The organism is Bacillus sp. LBA3-1-1.1, assembly GCF_040676495.1.
Classification (GTDB): Bacteria; Bacillota; Bacilli; order Bacillales; family Bacillaceae_G; genus Bacillus_A; species Bacillus_A nitratireducens.
This window is the reverse complement of the sequence record NZ_JBEGIB010000011.1, coordinates 11,675-24,503: the sequence shown is the minus strand read 5'-3', so window position 1 is coordinate 24,503 and position 12,829 is coordinate 11,675. Positions and strand designations below refer to the sequence as shown.

15 protein-coding genes are annotated in these 12,829 nt (G+C 34.4%); 13 read left to right on the top strand and 2 right to left on the bottom strand.

Annotated features, from left to right (window positions below):
* Positions 1-5 precede the first annotated feature (5 nt).
* The 11 genes from MRBLBA3_RS10600 to MRBLBA3_RS10550 all read left to right on the top strand — a co-directional run bounded on the left by MRBLBA3_RS10600 (position 6) and on the right by MRBLBA3_RS10550 (position 8,920).
* Positions 6-827, top strand: coding sequence for an ABC transporter ATP-binding protein (locus MRBLBA3_RS10600; RefSeq protein ID WP_000025781.1), 822 nt, complete (start codon positions 6-8; stop codon positions 825-827).
* A 15-nt stretch (positions 828-842) separates the two neighbouring features.
* Entirely contained in the window at positions 843-1,661 is an 819-nt protein-coding gene (locus MRBLBA3_RS10595) for an alpha/beta hydrolase (protein ID WP_363381190.1), read from the top strand.
* A gap of 169 nt (positions 1,662-1,830) precedes the next feature.
* Positions 1,831-2,205, top strand: a complete 375-nt coding sequence (locus MRBLBA3_RS10590) for an ArsR/SmtB family transcription factor (protein ID WP_363381187.1) — start codon at positions 1,831-1,833, stop codon at positions 2,203-2,205.
* Positions 2,206-2,271: 66 nt separating this feature from the next.
* Positions 2,272-2,979, top strand: coding sequence for a 2,3-diphosphoglycerate-dependent phosphoglycerate mutase (gpmA, locus tag MRBLBA3_RS10585; RefSeq protein ID WP_000240142.1), 708 nt, complete (start codon positions 2,272-2,274; stop codon positions 2,977-2,979).
* Positions 2,980-3,034: 55 nt separating this feature from the next.
* Positions 3,035-3,280 carry a ferredoxin gene (locus MRBLBA3_RS10580; RefSeq protein WP_242399347.1) on the top strand — a complete coding sequence of 82 codons (246 nt, stop codon included), beginning with the start codon at positions 3,035-3,037 and terminating at the stop codon, positions 3,278-3,280.
* 43 nt (positions 3,281-3,323) lie between these two features.
* Positions 3,324-4,271 carry a cation diffusion facilitator family transporter gene (locus tag MRBLBA3_RS10575; protein ID WP_363381182.1) on the top strand — a complete coding sequence of 316 codons (948 nt, stop codon included), beginning with the start codon at positions 3,324-3,326 and terminating at the stop codon, positions 4,269-4,271.
* 259 nt (positions 4,272-4,530) lie between these two features.
* A complete protein-coding gene (locus MRBLBA3_RS10570; protein ID WP_000849103.1) occupies positions 4,531-4,758 on the top strand; it encodes a hypothetical protein in 228 nt (75 codons plus the stop codon).
* A gap of 291 nt (positions 4,759-5,049) precedes the next feature.
* A complete protein-coding gene (locus tag MRBLBA3_RS10565; protein WP_000349635.1) occupies positions 5,050-5,352 on the top strand; it encodes a metal-sensing transcriptional repressor in 303 nt (100 codons plus the stop codon).
* Between the two features lie 203 nt (positions 5,353-5,555).
* Positions 5,556-5,762 carry a copper chaperone CopZ gene (copZ, locus tag MRBLBA3_RS10560; protein ID WP_000436980.1) on the top strand — a complete coding sequence of 69 codons (207 nt, stop codon included), beginning with the start codon at positions 5,556-5,558 and terminating at the stop codon, positions 5,760-5,762.
* Between the two features lie 95 nt (positions 5,763-5,857).
* Positions 5,858-8,278, top strand: a complete 2,421-nt coding sequence (locus MRBLBA3_RS10555; protein ID WP_363381176.1) for a heavy metal translocating P-type ATPase — start codon at positions 5,858-5,860, stop codon at positions 8,276-8,278.
* A 162-nt stretch (positions 8,279-8,440) separates the two neighbouring features.
* Positions 8,441-8,920 (top strand): GNAT family N-acetyltransferase, encoded by a 480-nt coding sequence (locus tag MRBLBA3_RS10550; protein ID WP_363381173.1) that lies wholly within the window; start codon positions 8,441-8,443, stop codon positions 8,918-8,920.
* A 20-nt stretch (positions 8,921-8,940) separates the two neighbouring features.
* Here MRBLBA3_RS10550 and MRBLBA3_RS10545 read toward each other — a convergent pair whose 3' ends face one another.
* Entirely contained in the window at positions 8,941-9,213 is a 273-nt protein-coding gene (locus tag MRBLBA3_RS10545) for an HU family DNA-binding protein (RefSeq protein ID WP_001043903.1), read from the bottom strand.
* Between the two features lie 141 nt (positions 9,214-9,354).
* Positions 9,355-10,170: a formate/nitrite transporter family protein gene (locus tag MRBLBA3_RS10540; protein ID WP_363381169.1), complete on the bottom strand. Its 816-nt coding sequence runs from the start codon at positions 10,168-10,170 to the stop codon at positions 9,355-9,357.
* A gap of 196 nt (positions 10,171-10,366) precedes the next feature.
* On the opposite strand from MRBLBA3_RS10540, the gene MRBLBA3_RS10535 reads away from it, so the two are divergent.
* Both MRBLBA3_RS10535 and MRBLBA3_RS10530 read left to right on the top strand, forming a co-directional pair.
* A complete protein-coding gene (locus tag MRBLBA3_RS10535) occupies positions 10,367-11,260 on the top strand; it encodes a metallophosphoesterase (RefSeq protein WP_363381166.1) in 894 nt (297 codons plus the stop codon).
* A 113-nt stretch (positions 11,261-11,373) separates the two neighbouring features.
* Entirely contained in the window at positions 11,374-12,591 is a 1,218-nt protein-coding gene (locus tag MRBLBA3_RS10530) for a M20 metallopeptidase family protein (protein WP_212087752.1), read from the top strand.
* The last annotated feature ends 238 nt before the right edge of the window (positions 12,592-12,829 follow it).

Genomic DNA, 12,829 nt, shown 5'->3' with positions numbered 1-12,829 from the left:
TAAAAGTGAGTATTTTAAGTGCAAAAAATTTAGAAACGAGTTATGAAAAGCTTACAGTGTTTCGCGATTTAAATGTGGAAATACAAGAAGGAAAAGTAACGACAATTATAGGGCCAAACGGGTGCGGTAAATCGACATTGTTAAAAACAATGGGAAGAATCTTAAAGCAAAAGAGCGGTAAAGTATATTTGCAAGGACAGGATTTAAATACAATTCCAACGAAAGAAATTGCGAAGCAGTTAGCTTTACTTCCGCAAACTCCAATTGCGCCAGGAGAGCTTAAAGTAGAAGAGTTAATTTCTTATGGACGCTATCCACATCGAAATAACGTAAATAAGTTAACTTCAAAAGATAAAGAAATGATTGATTGGGCATTAGAAATAACGAAAACTTCTGAATTTCGAACGAGACAAATTGCAAATTTATCAGGTGGTCAACGACAGAAGGTATGGCTAGCGATGGCTTTAGCACAAGAGACAGAAGTGTTACTACTAGATGAACCAACGACATATCTTGATATGTCTCATCAATTAGATGTATTACAAATTGTGGAGAAGTTAAATAAAGAGCATAATTGTACGGTCGTAATGGTACTACATGATATTAACCATGCAGCAAGGTTTTCAGATGAAATTATTGCAATGAAGGAAGGGGAAATCGTTACAACTGGTATCCCAGAAGAAATCATTACAAATGAAGTGTTAAAAGAAGTATTTCATATTGATGCGCGTGTCATGATTGATCCGTATAACGGGTCTCCTGTTTGTTTCGGCTACGATAGCGTTGTATCTCAAGAAGAGAAAGTAGAAATATATGTAACGAGTTAAGAAGGGGGATATAAGATGAATACTAATATTGAAAAACAGCAGATTATTACATCTAATACAGAACAGTGGAAAATGTATTCGAAATTAGAAGGTAAGGAATATCAAATTCATATTTCAAAGCCGAAGCAACCAGCACCAGAGTCAGGATATCCTGTCATATACGTATTAGATGGAAATGCGTTTTTTCAAACATTCCACGAAGCGATTAAAATCCAATCGGTAAGAGCGGAAAAAACAGGTGTTTCACCAGCCGTTATAGTAGCTATTGGTTATCCAATTGAAGGGGCATTTTCAGGAGAAGAAAGATGCTATGATTTTACGCCTAGCGTAATTTCAGAAGATGCCCCGTTAAAACCGGACGGTAAACCGTGGCCTAAAACAGGGGGAGCGCATAACTTCTTTACTTTTATTGAAGAAGAATTGAAACCACAAATTGAAAAAGAATTTGAGATTGATAAAGGAAAGCAAACGTTATTTGGACATTCTTTAGGTGGTCTATTTGCTTTACATATACTATTCACAAACGTAAATGCCTTTCAAAATTATTTTATAAGTAGTCCATCTATTTGGTGGAATAACCAATCCGTGCTTGAAAAAGAAAAGAATCTTATAAATGGATTAAACAATGCTAAGGTTGAAACGAGAGTATTCCTTACAGTTGGGTCATTGGAACGAGAGCACATGGTTGTAGGGGCAAATGAATTATCAGAGCGCCTTCTCCTAGTAAAACACGATCAGTTTAAAATTAAATTCTATGAGGCTGAAGGGGAGAATCATGCATCTGTTGTGCCGACTACTTTAAGTAAAGGATTAAGATTCATTAGTCATTTATAGAAGAATTAATAGCATAAAAAAGAATTCCATATTATGTGGGATTCTTTTTGTTATATATACATATTTAAGATATTAACCAAAAACATTCAAATAAACATTTGAATGTTTTTGGTTAATAAGGTATACTACATACATAATCAAATATATATTTGAATAAGAGGTGTTACATATGAGTGAAGAACATTGTGAACTTTGTTATCATGATGAGAAAAAAGTCAAACATGCAAGTGACATGTTGGAGAAAGAAAATATAAGTAGTGTAGCGAAAATGTTTAAGGCACTTGCAGATGAAACACGTTTGAAAATTGCTTATGCGCTGTATACGGAAAATGAGCTTTGCGTACGAGATGTCGCAAATATTATTCATAGCAGTATTGCAACGGCATCGCATCATTTAAGACTATTACAAACAATAGGATTAGCGAAAAAGCGTAAAGAAGGGAAACTTGTTTTTTATTCATTAGATGACTCTCACGTAAATGGATTAATTGAATTAGCGTTTAGTCATAGTAGTGAAATGAACAAGAAAGAACTTGATATGTAATCATGCATTTTCATAAAGATACTTCTTTATGAAAATGCAACTTTAAAAGGAGAGGAGATAATAAGTATGGTAAAGCTAGTTTTAATACGGCACGGACAAAGTGAATGGAATGTTGAAAATAGGTTTACTGGTTGGACGGATGTTGATTTATCCAATAAAGGTTTGGAAGAAGCAAGAGAAGCCGGAGTAATGCTGAAAGCGAATGGTTTCTCATTTGATATAGCATTTACATCTGTTTTGAGAAGAGCGATGCGTACTTTATGGATTACTCTCGAAGAAATGGATTTGATGTGGATACCTGTTCATAAAACATGGAAATTAAATGAGCGTCATTACGGTGCGCTTCAAGGGTTAAACAAGGAAGAAACAGCGAGAAAATATGGCGATGAACAAGTAACTTTATGGAGACGTTCAACAAATGTACGCCCACCAGCACTTACAAAAGATGACGAAAGATATGAAGCAACACATCCGAAATATAGAGATTTAAATGATTATGAGTTTCCTCTTACAGAAGATCTAGAAGATACAGAGAAACGAGTTGTTTCATATTGGAATGAAGAGATAGCTCCTAATGTAAAAGCTGGTAAACAAGTAATTATTGCAGCCCATGGAAATACAATACGTGCTTTAGTAAAACATTTAGATCAAATTTCAGATGAAGATATAGAAAATGTAAACATTCCAACAGGAACACCATTGGTTTATGAATTGGATAACGATTTAAAACCGATAGACCATTATTATTTGAATAGGGAAATTTGTATAAAATAAACATTTTAACATACCCTACCCGTGTATTGTATGTTTGTAACGGAGGTGATTTATATTGTTACATTATACGATCGTAAATAAAAAGAATTGTGAGTCATGTGGATTATGTACTTCTATAGCACCTGATATATATCAATTAGATGGAAGAGGGAAATCATTTAGTGCATTAGATAACAATCAAGGAATAATGGGGATCCCAAAAACTTTCTTGAAAGCAATGATGGCGGCAAGTGACGGCTGTCCAACAAGTTCGATTCAGGTAAGAAAAGAGCCATTTATAAATAAAGTAAAAATTCAATAGAGGAATTATGAAAGACAAAACAAAATTAAAGGGAGGAATTTATATGGGACATCATCACGGTCACCAACATCATGTCCATACTCACGGGCATTCGCATGGACATCATCATTTTGAGGAGAGCAGGAAAGGGAATAGAAAAGGGTTAATTACAGCTTTAGTAATTACAGCAACTATTATGTTCCTTGAATTTTTTGGAGGACTAGTTACAAATAGTTTGGCCTTATTATCTGATTCAGGACATATGTTAAGTGATACAAGTTCATTATTATTAAGTTTAATTGCAATAGGACTTGCAGCTAGAACGGTTACTTCTACAAAAACATATGGATATTATCGTTTTGAAATATTAGCAGCATTAATTAATGGAATTACATTATTTGTTGTAGCAGGGCTTATCGTATGGGAAGCAGTTGGTCGTTTTTTTGAACCACCAACTGTAGCAAGTGGTCCAATGATGTTAATCGCATCAATTGGTTTACTAGCAAATTTAATTAGCGCATGGGCGCTCATGAGACAAGGTGATGTAAAAAATAACGTGAATTTACGTAGCGCATATTTACATGTTCTTGGGGATGCTTTAGGATCAGTTGGCGCATTAGTAGCTGGTGTACTTATGTCATTATTCTCATGGTATATTGCAGATCCAATTATTTCAGTAGTTGTAGCTCTATTGATTTTAAAGAGTGCGTGGGGAGTAACAAAACATTCCATTCATATACTTATGGAGGGTACACCTGTTTCAATTGAAATAGAACAAGTTAAGAAAGCTATTAAAGGAGTAAAGGGTGTACGTGATATACACGATCTTCATATTTGGACTATTACATCAGGATTAGATGCTTTAAGTGTTCATGTAATGATTGATAAAAATCAAGATGATCAAGAAGTGCTTCAAAATATTATTGATATGTTAAAGCAAGAGTTCCATATTGAACATGCTACAATTCAAATTGAAACACTTACCATTAAACATAACGAAATGATTGTCTAATAAAATGCAAATGAAAGGCTATGGGGAAATTCTCCATAGCCTTTTGTTTGTGCAAGTAGAATTGTCCTTTTTGAAAGTTTTGTTTCAACTTTTCGTCTAAAGAGACAAAAAGTTGTCACAATTCGGTCACAATTAGCATAAACATAAAATAGACGAAATGAACTTATTTCCAAAAAGGCTTGATTCATTCCATTCATGATTAGTAGAGCTGAAAAAGCATGGATTAAAAGTTCACTATATTCTCAAGGAGGTAGATCGTATGAAAACTATTCTTGCTATCGCTGGGCTTATTTGGGTTTTATCACATGGCATTCCAATTTATGAAGGAGAACAAATTCGCAGTGCTCTGAATAAAAATTTTAATGAATATCATATCATTGATCGGCAAGATAATGTCGTGACAGTTCGTGTAAATGACTGTTTTCATACGGTAACCGTTGAAGGAACTTCAGTAGTGAATGATACAAAAGTATGTGATCAGCAATAATTATATATAGGAAGAAAAAAGTCTCAATTTACACGTATGAAAATTGAGACTTTTATATTTGTGGATGAATAATAAGCGGGGATGAATAATCCCTGCTTATTATTGTTTTTTGAAAAAAGGCAAGGGTATCATAATAATTGAGTCTGAGAAGCTAATAAGTTGTTAAGAATAGGCATAGAGTGGAAATATACTCATATGGGGTATCATACGTAGATAATTAATGCTATAATTGGTATACTCGTAAAAGCAATTGTTTTATTGGATGAAGAGAAACTTTGAGAAGGTGATAATATGGATCATAAAGATCATGAAGCAGTAACACATAGATCAGAAAAAGAAAAAGAACAAATTATAAATAGATTAAAGAGAATTGAAGGGCAAGTCCGCGGTATTCAAAATATGATTGAAAATGATCGTTATTGCGTGGATATTTTAGTGCAAATTTCAGCAATTAATGCAGCGATGAAAAAAGTAGGAATGGGTGTATTAAAAAACCATACAAGTCATTGTGTTTCAGGTGCTATTAAAGATGGCAATGGTGACGAAGCAATTGAAGAATTAATGACAGTATTTGAACGTTTTTCAAAAGCGTAAAAACAAGCTAGTATGTAACTGGCTTGTTTTTTTGTTTACCTTTATATAGGATTTCGGGGAATTGATGTGAAAAAGTGTGTGTAAAATAAACTTTTAGAAAATAACTGAAAAATCGTGATACAAAACCATTGATTACCTTAGGGGGGTATGGTAAGATGTAATTGTGATTAACAAACATTGAAGAAACAAGAGGAGGATTTTAAATGGAACAGTTAACATTACAAGTTGAAGGTATGTCTTGTGGACATTGTGTAAATTCTATTGAAAGCAGTGTAAAAGAACTCAACGGTGTTGAACAAGTGAAAGTTCAATTAGCAGAAGGAACTGTTGAAGTTACGATCGACTCATCAGTTGTAACGTTAAAAGATATTGTTGCTGTAATTGAAGATCAAGGATACGATGTTCAATAATTATTTTTAGATATGGAAATAAATCGTACTTTATAGGAAGTACGATTTATTTTGCTAATAATTATACCTCATAAGGGTATATAGAGGTGAGAGACATGAATGAGCAAAAAGAGGCCAATCTTCAAATATCAGGAATGACATGTGCGGCATGTGCGAATAAAATTGAAAAAGGCCTGAAAAAAGTAGAAGGTGTTCACGATGCAAATGTAAATTTTGCACTTGAAAAAACAAAAATAATGTATGATCCCCAAAAAACAAATCCACAACAATTTAAGGAAAAAGTTGAATCGTTAGGATATGGAATTGTAAGTGATAAAGCTGAATTTACTGTTTCAGGGATGACATGCGCAGCATGTGCGAATAGAGTAGAAAAGCGTTTAAATAAGTTAGAAGGTGTGAACGGAGCGACAGTAAATTTCGCTTTGGAATCGGCTACAGTAGATTTTAATCCTGATGAAATTAATGTAAATGAAATGAAGAGTGCAATTACGAAATTAGGATATAAATTGGAAGTGAAATCAGATGAGAAAGATGGATCAACTGATCATCGCTTACAAGAAATTGAGCGACAAAAGAAGAAGTTTATCATTTCGTTTATTTTATCATTCCCGTTATTGTGGGCAATGGTAAGTCACTTCTCATTTACATCGTTTATTTATTTACCTGATATGCTTATGAATCCTTGGGTGCAGCTAGCTCTTGCAACTCCAGTTCAGTTTATCATTGGTGGGCAGTTTTATGTTGGGGCTTATAAAGCATTACGTAATAAAAGCGCCAATATGGATGTTCTCGTGGCACTTGGAACGTCTGCGGCATATTTCTACAGTGTGTATTTAAGCATTCAATCAATTGGTTCTTCGGAACATATGACAGACTTGTATTTTGAAACGAGCGCAGTACTTATTACGTTAATTATTTTAGGTAAATTATTTGAGGCGAAAGCAAAAGGACGCTCGTCAGAAGCGATTAAAAAATTAATGGGATTACAGGCGAAAACCGCTACTGTTGTACGAGATGGAACAGAAATAAAGATTTTAATCGAAGAAGTGGTAGCTGGTGATATCGTTTATGTGAAACCAGGGGAAAAAATCCCGGTAGATGGGGAAATTGTAGAAGGAAAGTCAGCAATAGATGAATCGATGTTAACGGGCGAGAGTATTCCGGTTGATAAAACAATTGGGGATGTAGTAATCGGTTCTACAATAAATAAAAATGGCTTTTTAAAAGTGAAAGCAACTAAGGTAGGAAGAGATACGGCATTAGCTCAAATTATTAAAGTAGTAGAAGAGGCGCAAGGTTCAAAAGCTCCTATTCAAAGGGTAGCAGATCAAATTTCAGGTATTTTCGTACCGGTTGTAGTTGTGATTGCTATTATCACATTTGCAGTGTGGATGCTATTTGTTACACCTGGTGATTTTGGCGGAGCACTTGAGAAAATGATAGCCGTACTTGTTATCGCTTGTCCATGTGCATTAGGTCTTGCGACACCTACATCTATTATGGCTGGATCAGGAAGATCAGCTGAGTATGGTATTTTATTTAAAGGTGGAGAGCATTTAGAAGCAACGCACCGATTAGATACAGTTATTCTAGATAAAACAGGTACTGTGACAAACGGGAAGCCTGTTTTAACAGATGTAATTGTAGCAGATGGATTCCATGAAGAAGAAATACTACGTTTAGTAGGTGCGGCAGAAAAAAATTCTGAACATCCACTTGCAGAAGCGATTGTAGAAGGAATTAAAGAAAAGAAAATTGATATCCCAAGTTCAGAAACGTTTGAAGCGATTCCAGGATTCGGTATCGAATCAGTTGTAGAAGGGAAACAATTATTAATTGGTACACGTCGATTAATGAAGAAATTCGATATTGATATTGAAGAAGTTTCTAAATCGATGGAAGAGCTAGAACGAGAAGGAAAAACAGCAATGCTTATTGCGATAGATAAAGAATATGCTGGTATAGTAGCCGTTGCAGATACTGTAAAAGATACTTCAAAAGCAGCTATCGCAAGACTTAAGAAAATGGGTCTAGACGTTGTTATGATTACAGGAGATAATACACAAACTGCTCAGGCAATCGCTAAGCAAGTTGGTATTGATCATGTAATTGCAGAAGTATTACCAGAAGGAAAAGCAGAAGAAGTGAAAAAACTTCAAGCAAAAGGTAAGAAAGTAGCGATGGTTGGGGATGGAATAAATGATGCTCCTGCTCTTGCTACAGCAGACATTGGTATGGCAATTGGAACAGGAACGGATGTAGCGATGGAAGCAGCGGATATTACGTTAATCCGTGGTGATTTAAATAGTATTGCCGATGCAATTTTTATGAGTAAAATGACGATTAGAAATATTAAGCAAAACCTATTCTGGGCGTTAGCTTATAACGGCTTAGGGATCCCAATTGCAGCATTAGGTTTCTTAGCACCTTGGGTTGCAGGAGCGGCGATGGCATTTAGTTCTGTATCCGTTGTATTAAATGCATTACGACTGCAAAGAGTGAAATTAAAAAAATAAAAATCTATAGAGTAATTGCATATGCTTTTAAACAAAAAAACAATACTTTGAAATAAGTATTGTTTTTTGTTTATATAGAAAGAAAAAAGATATAATAAAGCAGAAATATTGAATACTAGATGGTAGAAAAGTTAAATGATAGTTTAGTAAGGAGGTTCATATATGTTAAAAGATATGATCATTAGAACATTCCATAAAGAGGATTTAGAACAAGTATTACAGTTATTCTATGAAACAGTTCATACAATTAATGCAAAAGATTATAACGTGTTACAGCTACAGGCATGGGCAACAAATCAACTAGAGAGAGAAAGCTGGTTAAAGTCTTTAGAGAAGAATATTAGTTATGTAGCGGATTATAACGGTGTGATAGTGGGATTTGGGGATTATAATGATGAGCATTACGTAGATCGTTTATTTACACATAAAGATTATCAAGGGAAAAGGATAGCTTCCTACATACTACAGAAGTTAGAAAAAGAAGCAGTAAACTTGGGGCATAGGGAGATATATACAGAGGCGAGTATTACAGCAAAACCTTTCTTTGAAAGTAAAGGTTTTATTTGCATAAAGGAACAAAAGAAACAGCATAATGGTCAGATTTTTATTAATTATATAATGAAAAAAATAGCCCTCTCGTAAACGAGAAGGCTATTTTTTCATTATTTTACAGCTTCTTTTAGTTCTTTACCAGCTTTGAAAGCAGGTACTTTAGAAGCTGCGATTTGCATTTCTTCACCAGTTTGTGGGTTACGGCCTGTACGAGCAGCTCTTTCACGAACTTCGAATGTACCGAATCCGATAAGTTGTACTTTTTCACCAGCAGCTAAAGCGTTAGTGATTGATTCTACTACAGTTTGTACAACTACAGTAGCTTCTTTTTGAGAAATCTCAGCATTTTGTGCTACGTTTTTAATTAATTCTGTTTTATTCATGTTTTTCACCTCATATGTAAATAATGCTATTTAAGTTGTTATTATAACGTATAAAACATTCGAGAACAAGTGTACGTACATATATTCGCAAAAAAAATGAAATTTGTAATATTTTTTAGAACCACTTTATAGACATTCAATTTAAGCGGATACAGACTTTTTCTTTAATGCAGTTTGCTCTTTATTGGAAGGTAGTTTCTTATTATAAGATAGGAAATAAGGTAATGCTACAAATAACATGCCCCCTACTAAGTTTCCGAAGAAAACAAAAATGAAGTTTGGAAAATATTCAACCCAAGTTAAATGACCAGAAAAAATTGCAGCTGGGATGACAAACATATTGGCTACAACGTGTTGAAATCCAATCGCAACAAAAGTCATAACAGGGAACCAAATACCGACAATCTTTCCGATAAATTCTTTACTTCCCATACTGAGCCAAACAGCTAAACAAACGAGCCAATTACACCCGATTGCAGAAATGAAGGCTTGCAGTGGTGTATCTTGTAGTTTAGCTTGTGCAATAGAAACTGTTTTTGCTAAAAAAGCTCCCTCCGTTAAGCCGACGATGTGACCGAAAAAATAAGCGACGAATACAGCACCTATGAAGTTGCTAAACGTAACAATAACTAAATTTCGTATGAAGTGAAATAAGTCGATTTTTTTGTGAAGCCACGCCATTGAAACGGTCATCATATTGCCAGTTACTAATTCACCGCCTGCAAGGATAACGAGTATAAGACCGATAGGGAATACGGCAGCACCTAGAAAACTAGTAAATGATCCCCAAGATTTTGGCATTGTTCCGATAACATGGATATCAAGTAAATATCCTAATGCTATGAAAGCACCACCAAAAAAACCGAGAATTAGCATAGGGAGCAATGATAAATGAGCTGTTTTTCTTCCAGAATTAGCAGCAAGTTCCGTAATTTCTTCTGGTGTAAATACAGACATGAATAACCTCTCCTTAATAGAATGATGGAATGAATAGAAGGAACATTTTAAAGAATCTATGTATTATAAAAATATGTTATGACTTCTGTATAAATTTGTCAAAGTGAGTGAAGGTAAAATTGGATATAACGAACATTGTTCATGTTGTCACATTAATGTAACAATAAGGATTTAAAGTGATTTTAGAGGTGAAAACATGAATACGCATCATGTAAAAAAAGAACGGAAAAAATCAATGGTAAAGATATGTATTATTAGTTTCATAAGTATAGTAATGATACCAATAAGTTTGTACTTCTATGCGACAGAAATAGAAAGAAGACTAGTAACAGTTACGTGGAATGAAATAGAAGCTCCTACAATTCCTAAAGAGTTTAATAATAAAAAAATATTGCAGTTCTCAGATGTACATTTAGGACCAGATTTTACATTGAAACAACTAGAAAATTTGGTGGAGAAGATGAATGAATTACATCCAGATATAGTAGTTTTTACAGGAGATTTAATAGATAAGTTTGGATCCTATAGTGCGGAAAGAGAAGAAGCAAAAGTTATTTTGCAGAAAATTAAAGCTCCCCTAGGAAAATATGCTGTGTTTGGGAATCATGATAGAGGTGGGGGCGGTAGTTTATTTTACAAAAAGTATATGGAGGAAGCTGGTTTTTCTGTGTTAGTAAATGAAGTGCAGAAAATTAAAGCGGAAAACGGCAAGTATATTACAATATCAGGTTTGGATGATTTTTTATTAGGGAAGCCACAAATAGACTCGACTTTAAAAAGCTTAAGACAACAAAATTTCAATATGCTATTAATACATGAGCCGGATGTTGTAGATAAAGTATCTCGTTATCCAGTCGATTTTCAAATGTCAGGACATAGTCACGGAGGACAAGTTCAGATTCCTTTTGTAGGTCCTTTAATTACTACAAAATTAGCTGAGAGCTATGTTGAGGGTATGTATGAGTTAGAAGGGAAGAGTAAGCTATTACATTTATACGTAAATCGTGGTATTGGGACAACACGAATGCCTGTTAGATTTTGGAGTGTACCTGAGCTTTCAGTATTTGTGTTGAAGCAAAATAGTAACTAGACTATTACTAGAATAGTAAGAGGACTTTCAGAGAAAGTTTTCTTTTTTATTGATTAAATACAGAATATTATGTAACTTTTATTTAAAGTGTTAAAAAAGAAAGGGGAATTTCTATGATAGAAACATGGCATAAAGAATTGGAAAGTATATATAACCAAATGGTTTCGTGGCGAAGAGATTTTCATCAATACCCAGAGCTATCGTTTCAAGAAATAGAAACACCGAAAAAAATAGCTGAAATCTTAAAAAGTTTTCATATTGATGTGAAAACAGATGTTGGGGGAAGAGGGGTAATCGGCGTAATTGAAGGCGGAAGACCTGGGAAGACGATAGCGCTACGTGCTGATTTTGATGCACTACCTATTCAAGATGAAAAGAAAGTTTCATATAAATCAAAGGTTCCTGGCGTAATGCACGCTTGTGGCCATGATGGACATACAGCAACACTTTTAGGAGTTGCAAAAATATTAAGTGATAACAGAGACCAACTTTCAGGAAAAATAGTCCTTATTCATCAACATGCAGAAGAGAAAGAGCCTGGCGGAGCAATTGCTATGATTGAGGATGGTTGTTTAGAAGGAGTAGATGTTGTTTTTGGCACACATTTATCTTCTCAAATGCCTGTAGGAATTGTTGGTGCGAAAGCGGGAGCAATGATGGCGGCAGCTGATACTTTTGAAGTAAAGATTCAAGGGCGAGGCGGTCACGGAGGTATGCCGCATCATACTGTAGATGCCATTATCGTTGCAACACAAGTTATTAATCAGTTGCAACTTTTAGTGAGTAGAAAAGTCGATCCACTTCAATCAGCAGTTTTAACAGTTGGTACATTCCATGCTGGTCAAGCAGATAATATTATTGCGGATACTGCTATATTTACAGGGACAATTCGGACGATGGATCCTGAAGTGAGAGAATTTATGGAGAAGGAATTTAAAAGAGTTGTTGAGGGGATTTGTCAATCTCTTCATGCTGAAGTTAATATTCAATATAAACGCGGCTATCCGATATTAATAAATCATTTAGATGAAACGAGTCATTTTATGGAGATTGCGAAACGAGATATTGGAAGAGAAAAGGTCATTGAAGTACCACCGATTATGGGGGGAGAGGATTTTGCATACTACTTAGAACATGTACCAGGAGCATTTTTCTTCACAGGTTCGGGTAATGAAGAAATAGGAGCCACATATCCACATCATCATCCTCAATTCGATTTTGATGAACGTGCGATGTTGGTTGGTGGGAAGTTGCTTTTAAGTCTTGTGAATAGTTATTTAAGAGATGGAAAAGAATTTCTTGAGACTTTAGATGTGAATGCGATAAATTAATTTGCATAAATAAAAACAACAATAGGTTGTAAAGGGATCTATTGTTGTTTTTTGAGTGGAAATAGTATCGAAATATAATCTATACAAAAAGTTATCTAGATCTATAATTTTCTCAACAATTTTGTATGGAAAATTATTAAACCTAATGTAATAATTTCTGTAGGAGCTTGCATTGTAATTGTTAAATTCAGAATATTTTGATATATTTTAAAGTGTAGGACAAGATTTTTCGCATAAT

Excerpts from the sequence above, each read along its gene's own strand:
- MRBLBA3_RS10595 (WP_363381190.1), top strand. The coding sequence starts at position 843 with ATGAATACTAATATTGAAAAACAGCAGATTATTACATCTAATACAGAA.
- MRBLBA3_RS10590 (WP_363381187.1), top strand. The coding sequence starts at position 1,831 with ATGAGTGAAGAACATTGTGAACTTTGTTATCATGATGAGAAAAAAGTC.
- gpmA (WP_000240142.1), top strand. The coding sequence starts at position 2,272 with ATGGTAAAGCTAGTTTTAATACGGCACGGACAAAGTGAATGGAATGTT.
- MRBLBA3_RS10575 (WP_363381182.1), top strand. The coding sequence starts at position 3,324 with ATGGGACATCATCACGGTCACCAACATCATGTCCATACTCACGGGCAT.
- MRBLBA3_RS10570 (WP_000849103.1), top strand. The coding sequence starts at position 4,531 with ATGAAAACTATTCTTGCTATCGCTGGGCTTATTTGGGTTTTATCACAT.
- MRBLBA3_RS10565 (WP_000349635.1), top strand. The coding sequence starts at position 5,050 with ATGGATCATAAAGATCATGAAGCAGTAACACATAGATCAGAAAAAGAA.
- copZ (WP_000436980.1), top strand. The coding sequence starts at position 5,556 with ATGGAACAGTTAACATTACAAGTTGAAGGTATGTCTTGTGGACATTGT.
- MRBLBA3_RS10555 (WP_363381176.1), top strand. The coding sequence starts at position 5,858 with ATGAATGAGCAAAAAGAGGCCAATCTTCAAATATCAGGAATGACATGT.
- MRBLBA3_RS10550 (WP_363381173.1), top strand. The coding sequence starts at position 8,441 with ATGTTAAAAGATATGATCATTAGAACATTCCATAAAGAGGATTTAGAA.
- MRBLBA3_RS10545 (WP_001043903.1), bottom strand. The coding sequence starts at position 9,213 with ATGAATAAAACAGAATTAATTAAAAACGTAGCACAAAATGCTGAGATT.
- MRBLBA3_RS10540 (WP_363381169.1), bottom strand. The coding sequence starts at position 10,170 with ATGTCTGTATTTACACCAGAAGAAATTACGGAACTTGCTGCTAATTCT.
- MRBLBA3_RS10535 (WP_363381166.1), top strand. The coding sequence starts at position 10,367 with ATGAATACGCATCATGTAAAAAAAGAACGGAAAAAATCAATGGTAAAG.
- MRBLBA3_RS10530 (WP_212087752.1), top strand. The coding sequence starts at position 11,374 with ATGATAGAAACATGGCATAAAGAATTGGAAAGTATATATAACCAAATG.